This is a genomic window from Microbacterium sp. CCNWLW41, assembly GCF_037083505.1.
The window spans coordinates 21,122-45,442 of sequence record NZ_JBAOJP010000014.1; the positions used below are offsets into that span (position 1 = coordinate 21,122).

Sequence of the window (24,321 nt, forward strand, 5' to 3'; positions counted from 1 at the left end):
GCTCACTCCTTCGTGATGCGGAACGGGGAGCCTTCAGAGGGTACCCCGGGGATCCAGGTGGATCCCCGCGACCATGCAGCGGACCGACCCTCCTGCCAGCTCGATCGGCCCCACGTCGACCGGGAGCAGGCGGCAGGACTCCGTGATCGCGCGGCGCTGAGACGCGGTGAGGGCGGCGTGACCGGTGGCCGAGATGGCCAGCACCCGCTCGTCGTCCCTGCCGCGCAGCTCGATCGCGTTCGCCGCGAAGGAGGCGACCTGCTCGTGGGTGAGGCGGACCACCGTGCGGCCGCTCTCCTCGATCCGGCGCACGATCTCCTCCCGCCGCGCCGCGGGGACGATCGTCTCCGCGCCGACCAGCGCGACATCGGTCCCGATGCACATCATCACGTTGGTGTGGTAGATCGCCGTCCCCTCGGCGTCGACCGCGTCGAACACGACGGGCTCGTAACCGAACACCGTGCAGAACCGCTCGACCAGCAGCGGGTCGCAGCGATGCGAGCGCACCGCATAGGCGATCCGTGAGACGTGATCGAGGACCATCGCCCCCGTGCCTTCGAGGAACAGGTCGTCCTGTTCGAGCCCGGAGTAGTCGATGACCTCCTGGACCCGGTAGGTCTGCTTGAGGAAGTCGATGACGTCCGCCCGGCGCTCCCCCCTCCGGTTCCGCGCGTACATGGGGTACAGGGCGACGCGGCCGCCTGCGTGGGTGGAGAACCAGTTGTTCGGGAAGACGCTGTCCGGGTGCGCGTCGCCGGTGTCCTCGAAGAGGTGCACCGCGACCCCCGCCTCCGTCAGAGCGTCCGCGACCCGCGTCGTCGCGTCGTACGCGGCACGGGCCACGTCGTGGTCGGCGGTCTGCTGGAAGGAGTTGTCCGCGGCGGTCTGCGGGTTGGGGCGGAACCGATGCGGGCGCACCATGACCACGGCACGGGGCGCCTGCGCCGAGATCGCGCTCACACCGGGGCCCCGACCGCCGCGCCGGCGGCCACGAGCGCGAACAGGTCCTTGGGATCCGCCGGATCGGCGATGAGGTCGACGTCCGCGTAGTAGTCGGTGCCGTCGAGGGCCGCGGCGAGGTGGCGCAGGGCGGAGAAGTCCTCCAGGGCGAAGCCCACGGAGTCGAAGACCGTGATCTGGTCGGGCGAGGTACGGCCCGCGGCCTCTCCGCGCAGCACCCGCCAGAGCTCCGTCACCGGGTGGTCCGCCGCGAGCTGCTGGATCTCCCCCTCGATCCGCGTCTGCGGGGGGAACTCCACGAACACGTCGGCGCGCCGCAGAATCGCCGCGTCGAGCTCGGTCTTGCCTGGGCAGTCCCCGCCGATGGCGTTCACGTGCACGCCGGGGACGACCATGTCGTCGGTGAGGATGGTCGCGTACGCCTTGTCGGCCGTGCAGGTCGTGATGATCTCCGCGCCGCGCACGGCGCCGGCCGCGCTGTCGGCACGGACGACGTCGAACCCGAGCGGGCGGATGTTGCGCTCGAACACGTCCATGGCGTGGGGGTCCGTGTCCCAGATCCGCAGCCGCTCGATCCCGAGCAGGCGCCGGAAGGCCAGCGCCTGGAACTCGGACTGGCTGCCGGTGCCGATCATGGCCATGGTCGTGGCGCCGGCCGGTGCGAGCACCCGGGCGGCGACCGCGGAGGTCGCGGCGGTGCGCAGCGCCGTGAGGATCGTCATCTCGGCCCACAGCGTCGGGTACCCGCTGTCGACGTCCGCGAGGACGCCGAAGGCGGTGACCGTCTGCAGCCCTCGCGCCGGGTTCGTCGGATGCCCGTTGACGTACTTGAAGCCGTACGTGCGGTCGTCGCTGATCGGCATGAGCTCGATGACGCCGACGTCCGAGTGGCTCGCGACCCGCGCGGTCTTGTCGAACGCGGGCCAGCGGCGGAAATCCTCCTCGATCGTCCCGGCGATCCCGGCGATCGCGGTCTCGATCCCGGTGTCGATCACCCAGCGCTGCATGTTCGGCACGTCGACGAAGCGGACCATCCCGCCCCCTTTCTCCTCGGTCCCTCCACGGTAAGAGGCGGTCGTCATCGCTTTCAATCAGCAGTGTGGATCATTTCTACGACTGGCTAACCACTATGCGCAGTGATGTCATACATTGTGCTCATGCAGGATCTCGACGACCTCGACCGGCGGCTGCTGTCGCTGCTCCGCGCCAACGGGCGGGAGTCCGTGGCCGACCTCTCCCGGACCCTCGGGGTCACCCGGGCGACCGTCGACAGCCGCATGCGCCGGCTGACCGAGAACGGGGTGATCGTCGGCTTCAGCGTGCGCGTGCGCGACCCGGCCGCCGCGTCGGTGGTCCGCGCGATCATGCTCATCGCGGTCGAGGGCCGCAACACCGGGGACGTGATCCGGAGCCTGCGCGGCGTCCCGCAGATCGCGGCGCTGCACACGACGAACGGCCGCTGGGACCTCGTCGCGGAGATCAGCTGCGAGAGCCTCGCGTCCTTCGACGCGACCCTCGGCACCATCCGCGGGATCGAGGGGATCCGCGACAGCGAGACGAGCATCCTCCTGAGCTCCGCCACACCCTGAGCGCGACGCCCGGGTGGGGCGGAGCCGACGAGGCGTCAGTGGAAGAAGTGGCGCTCGCCCGTGAAGAACATCGTGACGCCGGCCTTGCGCGCGGCGTCGACGACCTCGCCGTCGCGCACGGATCCGCCGGGCTGCACGATCGCGGTGATCCCCGCGTCGATGAGGACCTGGGGACCGTCGGCGAAGGGGAAGAACGCGTCCGATGCCGCGACCGAGCCCGCGGCGCGGTCACCGGCCCGCTCCACCGCCAGACGGCACGAGTCCACGCGGTTGACCTGGCCCATGCCGACGCCGACCGTGGCGTTCCCCTTCGCGAGCACGATGGCGTTGGACTTCACCGCGCGGCAGGCCTTCCACGCGAAGATGAGGTTCTCCATCTCGGCCTCGTCCGGGCGCTCACCGGACACCAGCTCCCAGTTCTTCGCGACCGAGAAGATGTCGTCGGGGAACCGGTCGGCATCCTGGAGGAGCAGGCCCCCCGAGACGAGGCGCACGTCCATGCGCTCCTGCTGCCAGTCCTCGGGAAGCTGCAGCAGACGGAGGTTCTTCTTGGCCTTGAAGACCTCCAGCGCGGCCGGCTCGAACGCGGGCGCGACGATGACCTCGGTGAAGATGTCCTTGAGGTTCTCCGCCATCTTCAGCGTGACCGTCCCGTTGGCCGCGATCACGCCGCCGTAGGCCGACACCGGGTCGCACTCGTGCGCGCGCAGGTGCGCGCTGGCGATGGGGTCCAGGGCGTTCGGGGCGGTCGTGGCGATGCCGCACGGGTTCGCGTGCTTGATGATCGCGACCGCCGGCAGCACCATGTCGTACGCGGCGCGCAGAGCGGCGTCCGCGTCGACGTAGTTGTTGTACGACATCTCCTTGCCCTGCAGCTGGGTCGCCTGCGCGATGCCGTGCCCGCCGACGCGCGTGTAGATCGCCCCGCGCTGGTGGGAGTTCTCGCCGTAGCGCAGCGTCGCCAAGCGCTCGGCCTTGATCGTCAGGTGGGCCGGAAGGTCCTCGCCGTCGCCGAGCGTCCCCTCCGTGAACCACTGGGCCACGGCCGAGTCGTACGTGGCCGTGTGGGAGAACGCGCGCGCGGCCAGCTCGCGGCGCTGGACGAGGGAGGTGCCCCCCGCGCCCACGGCGTCGATGATCGCGGGGTAGGACTCCGGCGAGACGACGATCGCGACGTTGGCGTAGTTCTTGGCGGCGGCGCGGACCATTGCCGGGCCCCCGATGTCGATCTGCTCCACCACGTCGTCGCCCTCGGCTCCGGAAGCCACCGTCTCGACGAACGGGTAGAGGTTGACCACGACGAGCTCGAACGGCGCGATGCCGAGCTCGGCGAGCTGGCGCTCATGGTCCTCGAGGCGCAGGTCCGCCAGCAGCCCGCCGTGGACGCTCGGGTGCAGCGTCTTGACCCGCCCGTCGAGCATCTCCGCGACGCCGGTCACCTCGGCGACGTCCGTCACCGCCAGCCCCGCCTCGCGGATCGTGGCCGCGGTGGACCCGGTCGAGACGATCTCCACGCCCGCGTCCGCGAGGGCCTGGGCCAGCGGCAGCAGACCGGTCTTGTCGCTCACCGAGACGAGCGCGCGACGGATCGGGACGGCGTCACGGGAGCGGTACAGCGACGGGTCGTGGCGGGGGCCGGCCATCAGGGGGTCCTTCCGGATCGGGGGCGGTGTACGGCGGAACGGGTGACGGAGTCAGGAGGGCGCGGCGGCGCGCGCGCGGGCGAGGTCGATCTCACCGGTGGCGATCCGGCGCACGACGTCGATGAGGAGGCGACGTTCGACGGGCTTGATGCGGTCGTGCAGCACGTGCTCGGTGTCCCCCGGCAGCACCGGGATGCGCTCCTGCGCGAGGATCGGCCCGGTGTCCACCCCGTCGTCGACGACGATGACGCTGGCGCCGGTCTGCGAGACGCCGGCCGCGAGTGCGTCCCGCACCCCGTGCGCACCGGGGAACTCCGGCAGGAAGGCAGGGTGGGTGTTGATGATGCGCGGCGCCCAGGCCGCCACGACCGACGGCGGCAGCAGACGCATCAGTCCGCTCAGCACCACGAGGTCGGGCTTCCACACGCGCAGCTGCTCGTCGAGCTCGGCGCCCCACGCCTCGCGGGAGTCGTGCGCGCGCCACGGCACCGTGAAGGAGGGGATCCCGAACTCCTCGGCGTGGACGAGGCCGTCGGCCTCGCGGTCCGCCCCGACCACGACGATGCGCGCCGGGTAATCGGGGTCGGCGGCCGCATCGAGCAGGGCACGGAGGTTCGAGCCGGTGCCCGAGATGAGAACGGCGACCGAAAGCACGCGTTCAGTCTAGCCGCGCGGATCCTCGCGCCCGACCTCGTCCGTGCCGAGCAGCTCCTCGGCGCGGAGCTCGTCCCGATGACGCGGACCGAGCAGCAGGATGCCCGCGCCGACGAGGACCTCGATGCCGACCGCGAGGGCGACGGGCCCCGCGTCGGGACCGACGTCGGCGAGGCGGCCCGGCCCGATCGAGCCCGACGACAGCACGGCGAGGAGCGCCGCGCCGCCCGCGGCCAGCACCGCGATCGCCAGCGCCGTCGTCGCCTGCGGCAGCACGTCGGGCTCGTTCCCGGCCGAGGCCTGGCGCGAGCGGATGATCCATCCCGCCAGCGCGCCGGCGCCGATGGGGATCAGCACGACGACGAGCATCCAGGGAGAGGTCGTCTCGGGGAGCAGTCCCAGCATCGGTATGCCGGGGACGACGCCGAGCTCGGTGCCGGCCGGCGAGACGGCGGTGCCGGTGCCGAGCGCGAAGCCGGGACCGGCCAGCCACGCCACAGCCCAGCAGACGAGGGTCGGCAGGTAGGCGAGCTGGCCCAGGCTGATCGCGGTGACCCCGAGACCGTCCACGCGAAGGGCTTCGAAGAGGGCGACGACCTCGCCGCCGCGCAGCAGCGCCGCCACGGCCACGGCGAGCGCCGCCGAGCCGACGAGGGCGACCAGCGCCGCGCTCGCCCCTCGGACCGCGTCCCCGGGAACGCCCGCCCAGTCGCCCGCGGCGTCCACCCGGTCGTGCACGGCGTCGACGATCCCGCCGTCCCCGTCGATCCACGCCGTCGCCACCGCGCCGGCGAGCGCCCCGCACAGGTAGGTCAGGGCAGGGAAGATCACACCGAGGGCCCACGGCGTGGTCGCGACCGCGCCGACGCCGGTGAGCACGACCAGCACCGAGATCGCGGTGAAGGTGAGCACGCCGGCGACCACTCCCGACGGCCACGAGCCGGCGGAGGCCGCCCGACGGCCCGAACGGGCGGCGAAGATCGCGGTGAAGGCGAGGAACAGCAGAGGTGCCAGCGACACGACGAACGACGCCGCCTCGGGGGCGATCCCGACCTCGCGCACGACCGCATCGGGGAGGGCGAGCGAGACCGGCACGCCGTGCCCGAGCTGCCACAGGGTCGACGTGGTCGGCCAGAGCGCGCCCCAGTCCGCGTCGACGCCGAACGCGATGATCCACGCGACGGTCAGGGGCGCCAGCAGGAGCGCGAGTCCCACCGCGGCGGCGACGGCCGCATCGACGGCGGCGAGGAGCACGATGAGGACGCGAGGCATGACCCCCTGAGCCTACGGGCTCCGGCTCGGAGGACGCTCGGGGCGCGCGCGGGTGCCCCGAGCCGATAACGTCGTGCATCGGAGGTCCCCCATGTCAGCTGTCCCCCCGTCCCGCGTCCCGTCCCCGGAGGCGCCCGCCGAGCCGCGCGGCGCCGTCGACCGCTTCTTCGAGATCACGCGCCGTGGCTCCACCGTCGCCGCGGAGATCCGAGGCGGCGTCGTGACGTTCGTCACGATGGCGTACATCGTCATCCTCAACCCGATCATCCTGTCCACGACCGCCGACATCGACGGGACGAGACTGGACTTCGCCCAGTTGAGCGCGGTGACCGGCCTCACCGCCGCCGTGATGACGATCCTCTTCGGGCTCGTCGCGCGTCTTCCCTTCGGCTTCGCGGCGGGCCTGGGCATCAACGCCTTCCTCGCCTTCTCCGTGGTCGGGGAGGTCACGTGGGCGGAGGCGATGGGACTCGTCGTGATCAACGGGCTCATCATCGTCCTGCTCAGCGCCACGGGGCTGCGGCGGATGATCTTCGACGCGGTGCCGATGCAGCTCAAGCTCGCGATCACCGTCGGCATCGGTCTGTTCATCGCGTTCATCGGCCTCGTGAACGCCGGATTCACGACCGCGACCGGCAGCGACTCCCCGCCGGTCGGTCTCGGCGTGGGCGGATCGGTCGCGACGATCCCGACCCTGATCTTCGTCGTGACCCTGCTGCTGACGGCGATCCTCGTGGGGCTGAAGGTCAAGGGCGGCATCCTGATCGGGCTCGTCACCGGCACCGTGATCGCGGTCGTCGTCGAGGCGATCTGGCACCTGGGGCCGAAGGTCTCGGGCGACACCGTGAACCCCGGCGGATGGGGACTGACGGAGCCGAAGCTGCCCGAGCAGCTCCTCGCCGTCCCCGACCTCTCGCTGGTCGGCCAGGTCGACCTCTTCGGGGCGTTCGGCAGGATCGGTGTCCTCGCCGCGCTCATGCTCGTCTTCACCCTGGTCTTCACCAACTTCTTCGACGCCATGGGCACCCTGACGGGCCTCTCCAAGGAGGCGGGCCTCGCCGACGCGGACGGCAACTTCCCGCGCCTGAAGTCCGCGCTGATCGTGGAGGGCGTCGGCGCCGTCGCGGGCGGTCTGACCTCCGGATCGTCGAACACGGTGTTCATCGAGTCCGGCGCCGGGATCGGCGAGGGGGCGCGCACGGGGCTGGCCAACATCGTGACCGGCCTGCTGTTCGCCGTGGCGATGTTCTTCACGCCGCTCGTGTCGATCGTGCCCACGGAAGTCGCCGCCGCGGCGCTGGTCATCGTCGGAGCGCTCATGATGAGCCAGATCCGCCACATCGACCTGACCGACTTCACGGCGCTGTTCCCGGTGTTCGTCACCGTGACCGTGATGCCGATGACCTACTCCATCGCCAACGGCATCGGTGCCGGCTTCATCAGCTGGGTGCTCATCCGCTCCTTCGCCGGAAAGGCACGGGAGATCAGCCCGCTGCTGTGGATCGTCACCGCCGGGTTCGTGGTCTTCTTCGCGCGCGGTCCGATCGAGGCCCTCCTCGCCGGCTGACTCCGCCGCGGCACCGCGCCACTCCGCGAGACCCCCTCTGCCCGCCGAGACCCCCTCAGGGATACGCGCGGGCGAGGGGGTCTCGGCGCGCAGAGGGGGTCTCGGCGGTACGGGCGCAGGGCGAGCCCGGGAACGGACGCGAGGACCGGAGAGGGACCAGAGGAGCGACGAGGACCGGAGAGGAGCGACGGGGAGCAGAGAGGCGCCGGGGACGAAAGAAGGCCCCGAGGTGGAGCTCGGGGCCTTCTCGTCGAGTCTAGCGCTTACAGCGCCGCGATGATCTCGCGCATCAGCGCCGCGGTCTCGGACGGGGTCTTCCCGACCTTGACGCCGGCGGCCTCGAGGGCCTCCTTCTTGGCCTGCGCGGTGCCCGCCGAGCCCGAGACGATGGCGCCGGCGTGGCCCATGGTCTTGCCCTCCGGGGCGGTGAAGCCGGCCACGTAGCCGACGACCGGCTTGGTGACGTTGGCCTTGATGAACTCGGCCGCACGCTCCTCGGCGTCGCCGCCGATCTCGCCGATCATCACGATGGCCTTGGTCTCCGGGTCGGCCTCGAAGGCCGCGAGCGCGTCGATGTGGGTCGTGCCGATGACCGGGTCGCCGCCGATGCCGATGGCGGTGGAGAAGCCCAGGTCACGCAGCTCGAACATCATCTGGTAGGTCAGGGTCCCCGACTTCGACACGAGTCCGATCGGGCCCTTTCCGGTGATGTTGGCCGGGGTGATGCCCGCCAGCGCCTCGTCCGGCGTGATGATGCCGGGGCAGTTCGGGCCGATGATCCGGGTCTTGCCGCCCTTCTCCACCGCGTACGCCCACGCCTCCGCCGAGTCGCCGACGGGAACGCCCTCGGTGATGACGACGAGCAGCGGGATCTCGGCGTCGATGGCCTCGATCATCGCGCTCTTGGTGAACGCCGGGGGCACGAACGCGACGGAGACGTTCGCGCCGGTCTTCTCGATGGCCTCCTCGACCGAGGCGAAGACCGGCAGCTCGACGGCGTTGCCGTCCTTGTCGGTGTGCGAGACCGTGGTGCCGGCCTTGCGCGCGTTCACGCCGCCGACGATGTTCGTGCCGGCCTTGAGCATGAGCGCGGTGTGCTTGGTGCCCTCGCCGCCCGTGATGCCCTGGACGATGACCTTGGAGTCCTTGTTGAGGTAGATCGACATTTCTCTAATCCTTATCCGGTCGCTGAGCTCGTCGAAGGTCAGGCGTTCGCCAGTTCGGCGGCCTTGTCGGCGCCCTCGTCCATGGTGGCGGCCAGGGTGACGAGCGGGTGGTTCGCGCTCGCGAGGATCGCACGCCCCTCCTCGACCTGGTTGCCGTCGAGACGGACGACCAGCGGCTTCGTGGCGGCGTCCCCGAGGATCTCCAGCGCCTTGACGATGCCCTCCGCCACGGCGACGCACGAGGTGATGCCGCCGAAGACGTTCACGAAGACGCTCTTGACCTGGGGGTCGCCCAGGATGACGTCCAGCCCCGCGGCCATGACGGTCGCGGAGGCGCCGCCGCCGATGTCCAGGAAGTTCGCGGGCTTCACGCCGCCGTGGTTCTCGCCGGCATAGGCGACGACGTCCAGGGTCGACATGACCAGGCCCGCGCCGTTGCCGATGATCCCGACCTGGCCGTCGAGCTTGACGTAGTTGAGACCGGACTCCTTGGCCTTGGCCTCGAGCGGGTCCTCGGTCGCCTTGTCGGCGAGCTCCTCGTGCTGCGGGTGGCGCACCTCGCTCGCGTTGTCGTCGAGGGAGACCTTGCCGTCGAGGGCGATGACGTCGCCCTCCTCCGTCAGCACGAGCGGGTTGACCTCGACGAGCGTCGCGTCCTCGCCCTTGTAGACCTCGTAGAGCTTCACGAACACGTCCGAGACGGCGTCCAGGAGCTCCTCGGGGAAGTTCGCAGCCTTCGCGATCTCCAGCGCCTTGTCCTTGTCGATCCCCGTGAGCGGGTTGACCTCGATACGCGCCAGCGCCTCGGGCTTCTCGACGGCGAGCTGCTCGATCTCCATGCCGCCCTCGACCGAGCAGAGGCTCAGGTACGAGCGGTTGGCGCGGTCCAGCAGCACCGAGAAGTAGAACTCCTTGGCGATGCGGGCGCCGGCGGCGACCATGACGCGGCGGACCACGTGACCCTTGATGTCGAGGCCGAGGATCGCCTTGGCGGCCTCGTATGCCTCATCCGGGGTCTTGGCGACCTTGACACCGCCCGCCTTGCCGCGGCCTCCGGTCTTGACCTGCGCCTTGACGACGACCACGCCGCCGAGCTTCTCGGCCGCTGCCTTCACCTCCTCGGGGGTGTCGGCGACGATGCCGGCGAGAACCGGCACTCCGTAGGATTCGAAAAGGTCTCGTGCCTGGTACTCGTAGAGATCCACAGTGCAGTCCTTCGCTGGTTGCGGCGGGTGGGACGCGACAGGTGCTGTCGGGTGTCGATATCATTCGACCCGATCCCCCAGCCTACTACCGCGGATCCGCGCCACCGACCGCCGTGGCGCGCACCGCGAGGGGGCTAGGCTCTCCTGCTATGACCGAGCACGCCGACGTGTCCCCCACGCGCACCGCCGTCGTCGCCGCGGCGCTGGAGCTGTTCGCCACACGCGGCTTCGACGCGACCTCGGTCGAGCAGATCGCCAAGGCCGCGGGGATCTCGCGCTCGACGTTCTTCCGGCAGTTCGGCGGCAAGGACGACGTGATCTTCGCCGACCACGAGGAGATGCTGACGTCCCTGCGCACGTACCTCGACAAGCCGCATGCGAACCCGTGGGTCGCGGTGTGCGAGGCCTCGGTCATGGTCTTCCGGCGCTTCGCCGCGGATCCGGAGCTCGCCCGGCGGCGCTACCAGGTGGTGCGCCAGGTGCCGACCCTGCGCGATCGGGAGATCGTCACGGTCTTCCGCTACGAGCGTCTGTTCGACGAGTACCTGCGCCGTTCGCTGCCCGGCCTCGACCCCCTCGATGCGGTGAGCTTCGCCGCCATCGTGACCGCCGTGCACAACCACGTGCTGCGGCGGCTGCTGCGCGGAGCCCGCACGCCGGTCTCGGTCCTCCGCCGCGCTCTCGATGACGCGATGCGTCGTTTCGGGGTCCACCCGGACGACGCCGCGACACCCGGGGAGGACGCCATGGTGGTGGCGCTCTTCCCGCGCACCATGCCGTTGGCCGAGATCACGCGACGCCTCCGCCAGGACCTCGCCGACTGATTCCCTTCCCGACCGCGCGGGTTCGGGGTGCGTTCCCGCGACTCGGGGTCTGCTACGGGGCGAATCCGCCCCATACCCCGCCCCGAATCACGCGGGGCACCGGCGCACGCGCGGGGTCAGTCGGGCATCACGCGCTTGGTGATCCCCTGGATGTCGCGATCGATGCCGTCCAGCCGGTTCTCGACCCGATCGATCCGGTGCTCGACCTGCTCGATCCTTTTCTCGACCCGTTCGAAGCGCTGATCCACCTGCTCGAAGCGTCGCTCCACCTGCTCGAACTGCCGGTCCACGTTCTCGAATCGGAGGAGCATCTCGGTGCGGAAGCCGTCCAGCTTCACGTCGAGCGCGTCGAACCGGGCGTCCACCGTGGCGAACTGCGCGGAGAAGGTCCGCGTCAGCAGCTGCGTGGTCACCGTGATCATCCCGACGAGCGCTGCGGCGAGGACACCGATCACCGCCCAGACCTGTGTTTCGTTCATGGTGAGCACGCTCCTATCCTCCCGTGGGTGGGCACGACTTTTCCAGGGGCGAAGCACCAGAACGCGCACGGTTCCGAAGAGTGGGGAGAACCGGCGCGCCTTCCGCTCTGTGCAGAGCGAGCAGCGTCGAGCGGCGGAAGCGGTACGCTGTCCCATGCGACGTGAGACTCAGTCTCATTCCCTCGTCGCTTCGGAGGACCCATGAGCAACGAAGCCCCCTTCCCCGGCGAGCGCGTCTCGTCCTACGCGCTGACCGGTCGGCGCGACACCGACTACTACGCCGTCTTCGCCGACATCCCGGAGGAGGACCGCGCCGCGTGGGACCGTGCGCGCGCCTACGTCGATGAGGTGGCGCCCCGGATGACGGAGGCCTGGGACAAGGCGGAGTATCCGCTCGAGGCTGCGCGGGCGATGGGCGCCCACGACCTCGTCGTCGACGGCGTGGTCCACCCGGCGCTCACTCCCATGAGCCCGCTCGCCGCCGGCCTGGTGAACATGGAGATCTCCCGGGGGGACGGATCCCTCGGCACGATCCTCGCGGTCCAGGGGGGCCTTGCCCTGCGCACGCTCGCGCTCTTCGGCAGCCCGGCGCAGCAGGAGCGCTGGCTCGGCCCGCTCGCCGACGCGAGCGTCCTCGGCTCGTTCGCCCTGACGGAGCCGGATCACGGCTCCGACTCGGTCTCGTTGGAGACCACCGCGCGCCGGGTCGCCTCGGCGGACGGGAACGGGGAGTGGGTCATCCGCGGGGCGAAGAAGTGGATCGGCAACGGCGCGTCCGGCGGGATCACCTTCGTCTGGGCGCGCGTGGAGGACGAGGGCGCCGACGACCACGGCGCGGTGCGCTGCTTCCTCGTCGAGCAGGACCGCGAGGGGTACGAGGGGACCGTGATCACCGGCAAGGCCTCGCTGCGCGGCATCTTCCAGGCGCACATCCGCCTCGACGACGTCCGCGTGCCCCTGGACGCCGTGCTCCCGGGGGCGAAGAGCTTCAAGGACGCGTCCACGGTGCTGTATGCGACCCGATCCGGCGTGGCCTGGTCCGCGCTCGGCCACGCCACGGCCTGCTACGAGGCGGCCCTGACGTACGCCACCGAGCGCATCCAGTTCGGCAAGCCCCTGGCGAAGTTCCAGATGGTCCAGGAGCGGCTGACGCACATGATCGAGGACCTCACCGCCATGCAGCTGTACTGCCGCCGGATGGCCGACATGGATGCGGCCGGCACGCTGCGCCCGACCCAGGCGTCGCTGGCGAAGTTCCACAACACGCGGGCCGCGCGCCGGATCGCCGCCACCGCACGCGATCTCCTCGGCGGCAACGGGATCCTGCTCGAGAACGGCGTCATGCAGCACATGGCGGACATCGAGGCGATCCACACCTATGAGGGGACGGAGAGCGTGCAGGCGCTGCTCATCGGCCGCGACATCACCGGGATGAGCGCGTTCGTCTGAGCGCGATCGGGTGTGAGCGCGTCCGCTCACACCGGCGCGGGTCTCAGTCGCAGGCGCAGCCGCCGGCGGGGGTGCGCACCATGAAGCAGACGTCGCACACGCCGTAGTCGCGCTCCTCCACCGGCTTCGGCTTCGGGGCGCGGGGCTCGGCCCGCACGGCCCGGGGCCCCGCTGACGGCCGGGGCGTCCGTCGGGCGGCGGCGGACGAGGACGACGCGGGCAGCTCGCTCGGATGCACCACGTAGAAGTACGGCGCCCGGCCCTCGCTGGGCAGCAGCGGCAGCGCCCGGGACCCGACGACGACCTGCTCATCCTCGGTGAAGCCGTTCGTGTAGGTCCGTCCGATGTGCAGCGGCGCGCCGTCGCCGCGACGCAGAGCCTCGATGTAGCGGCCCCGGTCGATGAAGGACGTGATGCCGACGGCGTCCACGACCGCCTCGATGAACGCGTGGTTCTCCGGAGGGATCCGGTGCGCGCGCAGAGCGTCGGCGAGGGACTTGTAGGGGCGGGAGGTTCCGGTGGGGGTGGGCCCCTGCACTTCGTTCATCCCTTCCAGGATCGCACGTCCCGGGGCGGTCCGTCCGCCCCGATCGGAACGCGCGTGACAGACTGGCCTCATGCCCCGCGCCACCGTGATCGGAAGCGGCCCGAACGGGCTCGCCGCCGCCGTCAGCCTCGCCCGCGCCGGATACTCCGTGCACGTGCGGGAGGCGGCCGGCGGCATCGGGGGCGGCGTCCGCAGCGAGGAGCTCACCCTCCCCGGCTTCGTGCACGACGTGTGCTCCTCGGTGCACCCGGTCGCCTACGCCTCGCCGTTCTTCCGCGCGTTCGGCCTCGACCGGTTCGACTGGATCATTCCCGAAGCGGCATATGCGCATCCGCTGGACGACGGACGCGCGGCCGTCGCATGGCACGACATCGAGCGGACCGCGGAGGAGCTGGGTCCGGACGGACGCGCCTGGCTGGCACTGCTGCGTCCCCTCAGCCGGCACATCGACGGGGTCACGGACTTCACCGGCTCGCCGCTGCTGCGCTTCCCGCGGCACCCCGTGACCGCCGCACGCTTCGGGCTGCGGGTGCTGGAGCAGGGGACCCCACTGGCCGCGCGGACGTTCCGCACCCCCGAGGCGCAGGGACTGATCGCGGGCGTGATGGCCCACGCGAACACGGCACTCCCCTCGCTCAGCGGTGCGGGGGCCGGGGTGATGCTCGCGGCCCATGCGCACGCGGGCGGCTGGGTGTACCCGCGCGGCGGGGCCCAGCACCTCGCGGACGTGCTCGCCGCCGACCTGCGTGCCCATGGCGGCACGATCGAGACCGGTGCGCACGTGACCGATCTCGCGGCGCTCGACTGGGGCAACCCCGACGCCGGCGACCTGCTGATGCTGAACACCTCCCCGCGACTGCTGCTCACCCTGCCGGACGTCCCCGAACGGTATGCCCGCGCGATCCGCGCATACCGATACGGCGCCGCGGCGGCGAAGGTGGACTTCGCGCTCGACGGTCCGGTCCCGTGGGCGAACCCCGAGGTCGCCCTCGCCCCGACCGTGCACGTCGGCGGACCCCGCACCGAGGTCTGGGCGAGCGAGAACGCCGTGGCCCACGGCGGGGTGAGCCGTACGCCGTACGCCCTGACCGTGCAGGCCTCCGTGCTCGACCCGACCCGCGCCCCCGAGGGCAAGCACACCCTGTGGTCGTACATCCACGTCCCGGCCGACTCGGATCTGGACGCGACGGAGATCATCACGCGCCGGATCGAGCGTTTCGCGCCGGGCTTCCGGGACCGGATCCTCGCCTCGCACGCGGTCACGGCGCGCGAGCGCGTGCACATCAACCCGGCCGAGATCGGCGGGGACATCCTCGGAGGGGCGTTCACCCTCCGGCAGGCCGTGAAGCGTCCGGTCGTCTCCCCCGCGCCGTGGCGCACGCCGATGCGCGGCGTCTACCTCGCCTCGGCCGCGACGCCTCCCGGCCCGGGCGTCAACGGCATGGCGGGGTGGTTCGCCGCGCGCACCGCCCTGGCCGACGCGGGAGAACACGCCGAGCTCGCCGACCTCTTCGGCTGAGCTCGCATCGAGTGGTCAGTTTCTGTGGGTTGAATCGCCTCGAACCCGCAGAAAGTGACCACTCGACGGGCGTGACGCGGGGCGAGGCGACGGGGCAGGATGGTGCCATGCGCTACGAGATCCCGGCCCCGATGCTCGCGAAAGCCGCGACGGCGGTCCCCGACCCGGCGAAGGTCGACGGCGGACTGCTGTACGAGCCGAAGTGGGACGGCTTCCGCGGGCTCGTGGCGTGGGACGGGGAGGAGCTGGAGATCGGCTCCCGGGGCGCCAAGCCGCTGACCCGCTACTTCCCCGAGCTCGTCGACGCGCTCTCGTCCGCTCTCCCCGGTCCCTGCCTGCTCGACGGGGAGATCGTCGTTCCCACGGGCCCGCCCGGCTCGCAACGGCTGGACTGGGAGGCGCTGAGCCAGCGCATCCACCCCGCGGCCTCCCGGGTGCAGCGCCTCGCCGCGGAGACGCCGGCACTGTTCGTGGCCTTCGACCTCCTCGCCGTCGGCGACGAGGACCTCCAGTACCTGCCCTTCGCGCAGCGCCGCGCCCGGCTGGAGGATCTCATCGGCGGATCCGCGCCTCCCCTCCATCTCACCCGGACGACCCAGGATCCGGACCTCGCCCGTCGCTGGCTCGCCGAGTTCGAGGGCGCGGGACTCGACGGCATCGTCGCCAAGCCGCTCGCCCAGCCGTATGCGCCGGGCAAGCGCACGCTGATCAAGGTCAAGCACGCGCGCACCGCCGACGTGGTGGCCCTCGGCTACCGCGTCCACAAGAGCGGGTCCGGGGTGGGATCCCTGCTCGTGGGGCTCTACGGCGAGGACGGCGAGCTCCGCCAGGTCGGCGGGGTGGCGGCGTGGAGCGACGCGATGCGGCAGCAGCTCGTCGAGGAGCTGGATCCGCTCGTGGAGCGGGACGAGACCGGCGAGGCCGTGACCGGCGAAGGAGAGCGGTCCCGCTTCTCCGGTGCCAAGGACGTGTCCTTCGTGCGGCTGCGTCCGGAGCGCGTGCTCGAGGTCCGCTACGACCAGCTCGAGGGGTGGCGCTTCCGCCACACCGTGCAATTCGACCGTTGGCGTCCGGATCGGGAGCCGCGATCGTGCACGTACGAGCAGCTCGAGACGGTCGCCGGCTACGATCTCGCCGACGTCCTGACCTGACGACGCAGACGCAGACGGCGACGGCGACCGTGCCGCGGAGGCGGACCCGTCTCAGTCGGCGATCCGGTTCCCCTCGGCGTCCCAGTTCGCCTCCACCCGCTTGCTCGGCTGGACGCGGGGCGGCTCGCCGGGCATCTTCGGGAACTCCGGCGGGAACGGCATCTCACCGAGGCCGTTGTCCACGTCGCGCTCCCACCACTGCAGGAGGGTGTCGATGCGTCCGGGTGCGTCCTGCAGGGTCGCCCACGGGTCCCCCGTCTCGGCGAGGCGCCCCGGGATCGTCCGGACGGTGAAGCGGGTCGGATCCAGCTCGTCCAGCTCGTCCCAGTGGATCGGGGTCGACACGGGCGCCCAGGGCAGCGCTCGCGGACTGTACGCGCCGGCCATCGTACGGTCGCGGTTGGCCTGGTTGAAGTCGACGAAGATCCGCTCCCCGCGCTCCTCCTTCCACCAGGCGGTCGTAACCAGGTCGGGCATCCGCCGCTCGAGCTCGCGACCGGCCGCGATCACGGCGTGCCGGACGATGAGGAACTCGTGCTCGGGCACGATCGGGCAGAAGACGTGCAGGCCCCGGTTCCCGCTCGTCTTGATGTACGGCTCCAGGCCCGCCTCCCGGAGGACCGAACGCAGCTCGTGCGCGGCCGCGACGGCCTCGGCGATGCCTGTTCCCGGCTGCGGGTCCAGGTCGATCCGCAGCTCCACCGGGTTGTCGGTGTCCGCGGCGAGCGACGCCCAGGGGTGGAACACGACGGTGTTCATCTGGACCGCCCAGACGATCGCGGCGGCCTCCGTGAGCACGATCTGCGGATGCTTGCGTCCGCTGTTGTACGTGCACATGACGCTCTCGACGAAGTCCGGCGTCCCCTTGGGCGGGTTCTTCGAGAAGAAGCTCTCGCCGCCGATCCCGTCGCGGAACCGCTCCAGGGAGACCGGGCGGTTCCCGTTCGCGGCGAGGAACGGCTCGGCGACCGCCTGGACGTAGTCCGCGAGCTCGGCCTTCGTGATCGGGCCGCCGTCCGCGTCGGGCCAGACGGCGCGGTTCGGGCTCGAGAGGTCCAGGGTGCGGTCGCCCTTCGGGCCGGGGACGGTCAGCGTGATGCGCTCGGAGGCCATGCCACGACCCTATGGCCCCGAGAGCGGGCTGACCAGGCCCCGGGACCACGGGACGCGCGGGCGGACGCGCGTCACCTCAGCAGGAGGGAGGCGTGGTCGCGGACCTCACCGGCGATCGCGTCGAGCAGCGGCGAGCGCAGGTTCCATTGCTGCCAGAACAGGGGCACGGCCGTCTCGCTGTCGTCGAGCCGGACGAGCTCGCCGGAGACGAGCGCCGGCTCGGCCTGGACGACCGGCAACAGGCCCCAGCCGAGGCCGAGGCGGACCGCGACGGCGAAGTCGTGCGACGCGGGCACGTAGTGTCGCGGCACGCTCCAGGGGTCCACGTCGCGTGCTCGCAGCCAGTCGTGCTGGAGGGAGTCCCTCCGGTCGAAGTCGACGAACGGCGCGGTCGCGAGTGCGTCCGAGGTGAGGCCTCGGGAGAACCACCGGTCCCGGTATTCCCGGGTCGCCACGGGCACGTAGCGCAGGCTTCCCAGCCCGGCCACCGTGCACCCGCCGACGGGCACGGACTCCGAGGTCACCGCGGCCATCACGGTGCCGCTTTCCAGCAGCCGGGCGGTGAAGCTCTGGTCGTCGCGGTGCAGGTCGAACTCGACGCGGTGGAGCTGCGCGATGCGCGCCAGCGGCGGCAGGAACCAGGTCGCCATGGAGTCGGCGTTGACGGCGAGCGGGACGCGGATCCGGACGTCCGTCTCGCCGCCGTCCGCAGCGAGGCCGAAGCCCGCGATCGTGTCCCGCTCGAGCAGCGAGATCTGCCGCCCGAAGCGGGCGACCGCCTCACCGGCCTCCGTGGCGCGCACGGGCTTGGACCGGACCAGCAGCACCCGGCCGAGATCCTCCTCCAGGGTCTTGACCCGCTGGCTCACGGCGGACGGCGTCACGTGCAGTCGCCGAGCGGCGGCATCGAACGTCCCCTCGTCGAGAACGGCGGCCACGGTCTCGGCCAGGATCGGATCCAGTTGCATGAAGTCATGCTAATGATCGTTAAGGAATCTTCGCTGGATCTACGGACGCACCGCCACCTACCCTCGGGACATGCTCACCGTGCTCGCCGGCCTCGGACTCGGTCTCTCCCTCATCGTCGCCATCGGCGCCCAGAACGTCTTCGTCCTGCGCCAGGGGCTGCGGCGCGAGCACGTCCTCCCCGTCGTCCTGATCTGCGCCCTCTCCGACGCGGTGCTCATCGCGGCCGGGGTGGCCGGGCTCGGCTTCCTCGTCCAGGCCGCGCCGTGGCTGGTCGCGATCGCCCGCGTCGCCGGCGCGGCGTTCCTCGTCGTCTACGGGCTGCTCGCCGCGCGGCGGGCGTGGCGGGGAGGCGAGTCCCTCACCACGCCCGCGACGGAGAGGCCCACGCCGCAGGGCGTGAGCCCGAGCGGAGCCGCGGGGGGAACCGCGACCCTGACGCGCGGCACCGGGCTGCGGACCACCGTCCTCACCGTTCTCGCGCTCACCTGGCTCAATCCCCACGTGTACCTCGACACGGTCCTGATGCTGGGCTCCGTCGCCGCGACGCACGGAAGCCAGCGCTGGCTGTTCGCCCTCGGAGCGATCACCGCCAGCGCCCTGTGGTTCACGGCTCTGGGGTTCGGCGCGCGCTACCTCGGCCGGTGGCTGCGCACACCGCGGGCCTGGCGCCTCCTGGATGCCGGGATCGCCGTCGTGATGATCGCCCTGGGCATCAGCCTCGTGCTCCCCCTGTTCGAGGGCTGAGCACCGCGCCCACGGCATCACGGACCGGTGCGGGGAGGTCCTCGAGCGCCGCACGGATGCCGTCGATCCCCGGCAGCCCGGCGCCCGCTCCGGGCACGGCCACGGCCGCGGCGCCGCAGGTGTTCGCCAGGGCACCGACGACCATCGGGTCCGTCGCGCCTCTGAGCAGTCCGGCGATCAGCCCCGCGCAGAACGAGTCTCCGGCGCCGGTCGTGTCCACGGGGCGGACCGTCGGGACCGGTGCCCGCACCGCGCCCGAGGCGGTGCACAGGAGCGAACCCGCCGAGCCCCCGGTCAGAGCCACGACCGAGGGCCCGCACACAAGGATCGCCCGCGCCGCGGCCTCGTCGTCGCTCTCCGTCGTCAGCCGCCGCGCGTCCGCAGCTCCGACGACGACGACATCCACCAGGCGGAGGAAGTCGCGCAGCACGGCCGGCACCGCGGACACCGGGTCCACGGGCACGTCCAGCGAGACCGTCATCCCCGCCGCGCGCGCACGCCGCGCCGCCTCCTGCGCGGCGGACCGCTGCGGCTCCGCCAGGAGGGCGTACCCGGACACGTGCAGGTGCGCCGCGCCGGCGAGGTCCGTCGGCACGTCGGCTGAGCGCAGCTCGGCGCTCGCCCCGCGGTAGGCGAACATGGTGCGCTCCCCGTCGGGCGTCACCGTGATGACGTTGAGCGAGGTGGCCTCCGTGCCGCTGCGCCGGACGAAGCCGGTGTCCACGCCTTCCGCGGCAAGACCCGAGATCGCCTCGGCGCCCCGATCGTCGTCTCCCACGCACGCCACGAGAGCCGCGCGCACGCCGAGCCTCGTGAGCATGACCGCCGTGTTGGCGGCGGATCCGCCGAACCCGGTCCGCTGACGCGTCGCCACCCCGTCGCCGCCCGGCGCGGGGTACGCCGGGATGTCCAGGTGGAGATCGACGTTGAGGTCGCCGAGCAGCACGACCTCGGTGCGCACGACCCGCGCGTCCGTGTCGGGCATCAGTCCCCGAGCGCCTGGGCGAAGTCGGCGATGAGGTCGTCGATCCTCTCGATGCCGACGGACACGCGGATCATGCCCTGGGTCACGCCCATCTGCTGCCTCTCCTCCTCGGGGATGTCGAGGAAGGCCATTGTCGCAGGGAGCTGCGTGACCGTGCGCACGCCGCCGAGACTGGCCGCGAACGACGCGAGCCGCAGGCTCTTGCACACCTGCGCCGCCTCCTCCTCGGTGCCCACGCTGAACGCGAGCATCGCCCCGGGCGAGTCCAGCTGCTCGCGCGCCGCCGCGTACTGGGGGTGCGACGGGTGGCCCGGGTAGTACACCCGCCGCACCTTCGGGTGCGCGTCGAGCCACTCCACCAGCCGGCCCGCGTTCTCCGTCATCCGCTCCACCCGCAGGGGCAGCGTCTGGATGCCCCGAAGCAGCAGCCAGGCGTTGAACGGCGACAGCGCTCCGCCCAGCTTCGTGAGCGTGTTCCAGCGGATCTGCTCCAGCCAGTCCTCGGGGAGGATCTCGGAACGGATGCTGATGATCCCGCCCACCGCGTCGTTGTGCCCGCCGATGAACTTCGTCGCGCTCTCCAGCACGATGTCGACACCGTGCTCGTGCGGGCGGCAGACGACGGGGCTGGCGAAGGTGTTGTCGCAGATCACGACGATCCCGCGCTCGTGCGCGAGGGCGGCGATCTCCCCGAGGGGAGCGACCTTCATGGTCGGGTTCGCGATGGTCTCCACGTACACGGCCTTCGTCTCCGGGCGGATCGCCGCCCGGACGGCGTCCACGTCAGAGGAGTCGACGAAGGTGACCTCGATCCCGAAGTCCTGGATCCGGTGGTCGAAGAACTCGTGCGTGGAGCTGTAGGTGGTGAGGTCGACGACGACGTGATCGCCCACCTTCAGCAGCCCCAGGACGGCGTGCGAGACCGCCGCCATGCCCGAGGCCACGGCGAGCGCGTCCGTCGCGCCCGAGATGAGCGCCATCTGGTCGTCGAGCTTGTACTCGTTGGGGTTGCCGCACCGGCTGTAGATGTTGACGCTGCGGCGCGCGCCGTCGACCACCCGGTCGTAGGCGTCACCGTCGTACTGGTAGTTGGCCGACATGAAGATCGGGTAGCTGATCGACTGCGTGCTCTCCTCGGGCGAGTAGAACACGGCTCGGCTGGCGAGGCTCAGCTCGTGCGGATTGTCCACGGAGCGTCCTTTCTGTTCGACGTGCGGGGCTCCGGCGTGCGCCGGGAGGTCATTGCTTGAGCGCGCCGCTCGTCAGCCCTCCGATGACATGGCGCTGGAACACCAGGTATACGAGGAAGGAGCCGAGCGCGGCGAGGAGGATGGCGGCGAGCAGCACGGGGTAGTTCGTGGTGCGCTCCCCGACGAAGTCGGTGAGACCGAGCGGCAGCGTCTTGCGCTCCGGGCTGTTGAGGATCACGAGCGGGAAGAGGAAGTCGTTCCACACCCAGATGACGTTGACGATGCCTGTCGTGAACATCGCAGGCTTCGCGATCGGCACCATCACGCGGGCGAACACCGTCAGCTCGGACGCGCCGTCGATGCGGGCCGCCTCGATCAGATCGCGCGGCACCGTCGCGAAGAACCCCCGCATGATGAGCACGGAGATCGGCAGGTTGAAGGCGACCGTGGGCAGGATCACGCCCGGCAGGGTGTCCAGCATCCCCATCTCACGGATGATCGCGACCAGCGGGACCAGCGCGATGTAGGCGGGGATCGCCATCGCGACGAGCATGATCAGCTCCACCGCCGGCATCCACCGGGTGCGGTACACGACGAAGGCGTAGCCCGCGGCGGTGGCGATCGCGACCGTGACGAGCACGGAGGCCAGCGTCACGAGGAGCGAGTTCCCGGCGTACAGGGCGAGGGACCCGTCCGCCAGCGCGGTGGCGTAGTTGTCCCATTGCAGGGCGGAGGGCAGCGACCAGACCGACCCCTGGAACTCCTGGTTCGTCTTGAAGGAGCTGTACAGCATCCAGACGAACGGGAACAGCACGACGAGGAGGTGGACGCCCAGGAGCACCAGGACGGTGACCGTGCCCCACCCGAGCCGCGTACGCGGCAGGCGTTCACGCTCGCGCCGCCGCTCCTGCCTGCGTGTGTCTCGCGGCTCGTCGGGGACCACGACGGCCATGGTCGCCTGGCTCATCGCATGACCTCCTTCGTCGTCCGCACCCGGCTGCCCGGCGTCCGGGGCCGCGACACAGCGAGCACGAAAACGCCGACGACGACCGTGATGAGCAGCTGGGCGATGCCGATCGCCGAGGCGTATCCGGCCTCGAAGTTCCCGAACCCGGTCTTGAAGAGGTAGGTCGAGACCACGTCCGTGGCGTTGCTGGGCCCACCCCGGGTCATGACGAAGACGAGGGAGAACGTCTTGAACGAGGTGACGACCGCCAGGAGCACGGTCGCCTGCACGTTGGACCGGATCATCGGGACGCTGATGCCGAAGAACGTGCGGAAGTGCCCGGCCCCGTCCAGCGACGCCGCCTCGTACACCGACTCGTCCACGTCCTGGAAGGCCGCGACGAACAGCAGGATGTAGAGGCCCAGATACGTCAGGTTCATGACCACCAGCACGGCGGGCATCGCCAGGTTCTTGTCTCCCAGCCATCCCTGCGCGAGGTCGCCGAGGCCGATGACGCGAAGGAACCCGTTGAGCAGGCCGAAGTACGGGTTGTAGACGAACTGCCAGAGCAGGCCGATGCAGATCTCGCTGATGACGACCGGGATGACGTAGAGGAACATCGCGGCCCGCTTGAACCGCGGGATCACCCGCACGAGCCAGTACGCGATCACCATTCCCAGGCCCACCTGGAAGACGATCGCCGCGAGCGCGATGAGGACGTTGTTGCGCAGGGAGGTCCAGAAGATCCCGTCCCCGAGGAGGCGGGCGAAGTTGTCCAGCCCGGCCCACTCGCGGGGAGAGAAGCCGTCCCACACGAAGAACGAGAGCATCCCGGCGTTCGCCAGCGGGTAGGCGACGAACACCGCGAGGAATCCCAGTGCGGGGACGAGGAACGCGACCGCGATCAGCGACTCCCGTCGTTTGGCCCGGTGCAGCCCGCCGCGACGGGAGCCCGCCGGCGCGCTCAGCGCGAGCGCTCCGGCCGCTCGATCGTCCCTGCCCATCCGCTCACTCCCCCGCGGCCACGGCCTCGTCGATCGCGGCGACGGCCTGCTGCGCGTCGACGGATCCCTCGATGAGGCCCTGCAGCGTCGAGTAGTAGAGGGTGGTGGCCTTGGGCGGCAGGGCGGTGTCGTAGAACGCGTCGAGGTGACCAGCCGGCTCGATGATGTCGGAGACGACGCCGGACAGGATCGGGCCCGCCACATCCGGGGTCGTCGCGCCCTGCAGCGTCACCATCGTCTTGCGCAGCTCGACGTACTTCTTCATGACCTCGGGGCTGGTGATGTAGCGGAGGAAGTCGGCGGCCAGCGGGTTGTCCGCCGCCTCGTCGGACATCGCGAACGCGGCGGCGACGCCGGCCAGGGTGTCGGTCTGGTCACCGGCGCCCCCGGTGATGCTCGGGAACGGGAAGTACCCGAGCTCGAACCCGTCCGGCGCATCGGCCGACATGCCGATCTGCCACGTGCCGTTGAGCACCATCGCCGCCTGGCCGTTGAGGAACAGCAGGTTGGCCTCCTGGTCCGACATCCCGTTCGCGCCGGTGGGGAGGTACTTCCGCTCGGCGAGGGTCTGCAGCGGTTCCGCGCCCTTCGGGTCGAAGGCGATGTCGCCGCCGTTCAGGAAGTCGGTGACCTGCCCGCTGCCCTTCGTGCGCATCTGCCCGTACTGGAACCAGAACGTGGCCGGCCAGCTGTCCTTGTTGCCGAGGGCGACCGGAACCACGCCGTCGGCCGCGATCCGCTCGCTCAGGCTCAGGAACTCGTCCCAGGTCGTCGGAGTCTTCCATCCCTTCTCCTCGAACAGGGCCTTGTTGTACCAGACCACCGCGGCGTCGATGTCGATCGGGACCGCATAGGTCGAGCCGTCGAAGGTGACGGACTCCATCGCCGACGGCAGGAATCCCTCGCCCCAGCCGTCCTTCGCGAGCTCGTCGTCGAGCTTCGCGACCTGTCCGCTCTTCACGAAGGCGTCGAGGAAGCCCCCGGGCAGCGTGTAGAAGACGTCGGGGACGTCGCCCGTCGACATCGCGGTCTGCAGCTTGGTCTTGTAGGAGGACTGTTCGGCGGAGACCTCCTTGATCGTCGCGTCGGGGTGCTCCTTCTTGAAGCCGTCCATCGCCCAGGTCATGAACTCGACCTTGTCCTCCTGGCCGGCGTAGGCGTGCCAGATCGTCAGGGCGTCCCCGCCGCCGCCCGCGGAGGATGCGGATCCGGCGCCCACGCAGCCGGACAACGCCACGAGCGCGCCGACGGCGAGCGCCGCCACAGCGGTGGTGCGGAGATGACTGTTCACGGGAACTCCTTCGGACGGCACTGTCGGTGAAAGTGGTATCACTATATGCTCATC

Annotated in this window: 23 protein-coding genes; 7 read left to right on the plus strand and 16 right to left on the minus strand. The window is 70.9% G+C overall.

Annotated features, from left to right (window positions below):
* Positions 1 to 33: 33 nt before the first annotated feature.
* Positions 34 to 960: a citrulline utilization hydrolase CtlX gene (ctlX, locus tag V6R91_RS33420; RefSeq protein WP_336398909.1), complete on the minus strand. Its 927-nt coding sequence runs from the start codon at positions 958 to 960 to the stop codon at positions 34 to 36.
* Positions 957 to 1,994 (minus strand): ornithine cyclodeaminase, encoded by a 1,038-nt coding sequence (locus tag V6R91_RS33425; RefSeq protein WP_336398910.1) that lies wholly within the window; start codon positions 1,992 to 1,994, stop codon positions 957 to 959. Before V6R91_RS33425 ends, ctlX begins: the two co-directional genes overlap by 4 nt.
* A gap of 123 nt (positions 1,995 to 2,117) precedes the next feature.
* On the opposite strand from V6R91_RS33425, the gene V6R91_RS33430 reads away from it, so the two are divergent.
* A complete protein-coding gene (locus V6R91_RS33430; protein WP_067243816.1) occupies positions 2,118 to 2,549 on the plus strand; it encodes an Lrp/AsnC family transcriptional regulator in 432 nt (143 codons plus the stop codon).
* Between the two features lie 35 nt (positions 2,550 to 2,584).
* On the opposite strand, the gene purH is transcribed toward V6R91_RS33430, so the two are convergent.
* From purH to V6R91_RS33445, 3 genes are read right to left on the minus strand one after another with little or no spacing between them, the layout of a single operon-like run.
* Positions 2,585 to 4,192, minus strand: coding sequence for a bifunctional phosphoribosylaminoimidazolecarboxamide formyltransferase/IMP cyclohydrolase (purH, locus tag V6R91_RS33435; protein ID WP_067243811.1), 1,608 nt, complete (start codon positions 4,190 to 4,192; stop codon positions 2,585 to 2,587).
* A 51-nt stretch (positions 4,193 to 4,243) separates the two neighbouring features.
* Positions 4,244 to 4,846 carry a phosphoribosylglycinamide formyltransferase gene (purN, locus tag V6R91_RS33440; RefSeq protein ID WP_336398911.1) on the minus strand — a complete coding sequence of 201 codons (603 nt, stop codon included), beginning with the start codon at positions 4,844 to 4,846 and terminating at the stop codon, positions 4,244 to 4,246.
* A gap of 9 nt (positions 4,847 to 4,855) precedes the next feature.
* A complete protein-coding gene (locus V6R91_RS33445) occupies positions 4,856 to 6,118 on the minus strand; it encodes a cell division protein PerM (RefSeq protein ID WP_271061619.1) in 1,263 nt (420 codons plus the stop codon).
* A gap of 91 nt (positions 6,119 to 6,209) precedes the next feature.
* On the opposite strand from V6R91_RS33445, the gene V6R91_RS33450 reads away from it, so the two are divergent.
* Positions 6,210 to 7,685, plus strand: coding sequence for an NCS2 family permease (locus V6R91_RS33450; protein WP_336398912.1), 1,476 nt, complete (start codon positions 6,210 to 6,212; stop codon positions 7,683 to 7,685).
* Between the two features lie 263 nt (positions 7,686 to 7,948).
* Here the strand turns inward: V6R91_RS33450 and sucD are convergent, their stop codons facing one another.
* Complete coding sequence (sucD, locus tag V6R91_RS33455) at positions 7,949 to 8,851, minus strand: succinate--CoA ligase subunit alpha (protein ID WP_067243819.1); 903 nt, start codon at positions 8,849 to 8,851, stop codon at positions 7,949 to 7,951.
* Between the two features lie 38 nt (positions 8,852 to 8,889).
* Entirely contained in the window at positions 8,890 to 10,056 is a 1,167-nt protein-coding gene (gene sucC / locus V6R91_RS33460; RefSeq protein WP_231821394.1) for an ADP-forming succinate--CoA ligase subunit beta, read from the minus strand.
* 149 nt (positions 10,057 to 10,205) lie between these two features.
* On the opposite strand from sucC, the gene V6R91_RS33465 reads away from it, so the two are divergent.
* Positions 10,206 to 10,880: a TetR family transcriptional regulator gene (locus V6R91_RS33465; protein WP_067243822.1), complete on the plus strand. Its 675-nt coding sequence runs from the start codon at positions 10,206 to 10,208 to the stop codon at positions 10,878 to 10,880.
* Between the two features lie 116 nt (positions 10,881 to 10,996).
* On the opposite strand, the gene V6R91_RS33470 is transcribed toward V6R91_RS33465, so the two are convergent.
* Complete coding sequence (locus V6R91_RS33470; protein ID WP_336398913.1) at positions 10,997 to 11,368, minus strand: hypothetical protein; 372 nt, start codon at positions 11,366 to 11,368, stop codon at positions 10,997 to 10,999.
* A 192-nt stretch (positions 11,369 to 11,560) separates the two neighbouring features.
* Here V6R91_RS33470 and V6R91_RS33475 point away from each other — a divergent pair, with 192 nt between their 5' ends.
* Positions 11,561 to 12,808: an acyl-CoA dehydrogenase family protein gene (locus tag V6R91_RS33475; protein ID WP_271060260.1), complete on the plus strand. Its 1,248-nt coding sequence runs from the start codon at positions 11,561 to 11,563 to the stop codon at positions 12,806 to 12,808.
* 43 nt (positions 12,809 to 12,851) lie between these two features.
* Here the strand turns inward: V6R91_RS33475 and V6R91_RS33480 are convergent, their stop codons facing one another.
* Complete coding sequence (locus tag V6R91_RS33480; RefSeq protein WP_336398914.1) at positions 12,852 to 13,355, minus strand: hypothetical protein; 504 nt, start codon at positions 13,353 to 13,355, stop codon at positions 12,852 to 12,854.
* Positions 13,356 to 13,425: 70 nt separating this feature from the next.
* On the opposite strand from V6R91_RS33480, the gene V6R91_RS33485 reads away from it, so the two are divergent.
* A complete protein-coding gene (locus tag V6R91_RS33485; RefSeq protein ID WP_336398915.1) occupies positions 13,426 to 14,874 on the plus strand; it encodes a phytoene desaturase family protein in 1,449 nt (482 codons plus the stop codon).
* Between the two features lie 107 nt (positions 14,875 to 14,981).
* Entirely contained in the window at positions 14,982 to 16,025 is a 1,044-nt protein-coding gene (locus V6R91_RS33490; protein ID WP_336398916.1) for an ATP-dependent DNA ligase, read from the plus strand.
* 51 nt (positions 16,026 to 16,076) lie between these two features.
* Here V6R91_RS33490 and ligD read toward each other — a convergent pair whose 3' ends face one another.
* Together ligD and V6R91_RS33500 are read right to left on the minus strand one after the other, a co-directional pair.
* The gene (ligD, locus tag V6R91_RS33495; RefSeq protein WP_336398917.1) at positions 16,077 to 17,138 is read right to left on the minus strand and encodes a non-homologous end-joining DNA ligase; all 1,062 of its coding nucleotides are present in this window, start codon (positions 17,136 to 17,138) and stop codon (positions 16,077 to 16,079) included.
* A gap of 71 nt (positions 17,139 to 17,209) precedes the next feature.
* On the minus strand, positions 17,210 to 18,106 hold the full coding sequence (locus V6R91_RS33500; protein WP_336398918.1) for a LysR family transcriptional regulator ArgP: 897 nt from the start codon (positions 18,104 to 18,106) through the stop codon (positions 17,210 to 17,212).
* Between the two features lie 70 nt (positions 18,107 to 18,176).
* On the opposite strand from V6R91_RS33500, the gene V6R91_RS33505 reads away from it, so the two are divergent.
* A complete protein-coding gene (locus V6R91_RS33505; RefSeq protein ID WP_336398919.1) occupies positions 18,177 to 18,851 on the plus strand; it encodes a LysE/ArgO family amino acid transporter in 675 nt (224 codons plus the stop codon).
* On the opposite strand, the gene V6R91_RS33510 is transcribed toward V6R91_RS33505, so the two are convergent.
* The 5 genes from V6R91_RS33510 to V6R91_RS33530 are packed head-to-tail and all read right to left on the minus strand — an operon-like array spanning position 18,820 to position 24,267.
* On the minus strand, positions 18,820 to 19,836 hold the full coding sequence (locus V6R91_RS33510) for a carbohydrate kinase family protein (RefSeq protein ID WP_336398920.1): 1,017 nt from the start codon (positions 19,834 to 19,836) through the stop codon (positions 18,820 to 18,822). The genes V6R91_RS33505 and V6R91_RS33510 overlap by 32 nt on opposite strands.
* Positions 19,836 to 21,026, minus strand: coding sequence for a trans-sulfuration enzyme family protein (locus tag V6R91_RS33515; RefSeq protein ID WP_336398921.1), 1,191 nt, complete (start codon positions 21,024 to 21,026; stop codon positions 19,836 to 19,838). The genes V6R91_RS33510 and V6R91_RS33515 overlap by 1 nt, the downstream gene beginning before the upstream one ends.
* Positions 21,027 to 21,075: 49 nt before the next feature.
* A complete protein-coding gene (locus V6R91_RS33520; RefSeq protein ID WP_336398922.1) occupies positions 21,076 to 21,993 on the minus strand; it encodes a carbohydrate ABC transporter permease in 918 nt (305 codons plus the stop codon).
* Complete coding sequence (locus tag V6R91_RS33525; RefSeq protein ID WP_336398923.1) at positions 21,990 to 22,976, minus strand: carbohydrate ABC transporter permease; 987 nt, start codon at positions 22,974 to 22,976, stop codon at positions 21,990 to 21,992. Before V6R91_RS33525 ends, V6R91_RS33520 begins: the two co-directional genes overlap by 4 nt.
* A gap of 4 nt (positions 22,977 to 22,980) precedes the next feature.
* Positions 22,981 to 24,267 carry an ABC transporter substrate-binding protein gene (locus V6R91_RS33530; RefSeq protein WP_336398924.1) on the minus strand — a complete coding sequence of 429 codons (1,287 nt, stop codon included), beginning with the start codon at positions 24,265 to 24,267 and terminating at the stop codon, positions 22,981 to 22,983.
* Positions 24,268 to 24,321 lie beyond the last annotated feature (54 nt).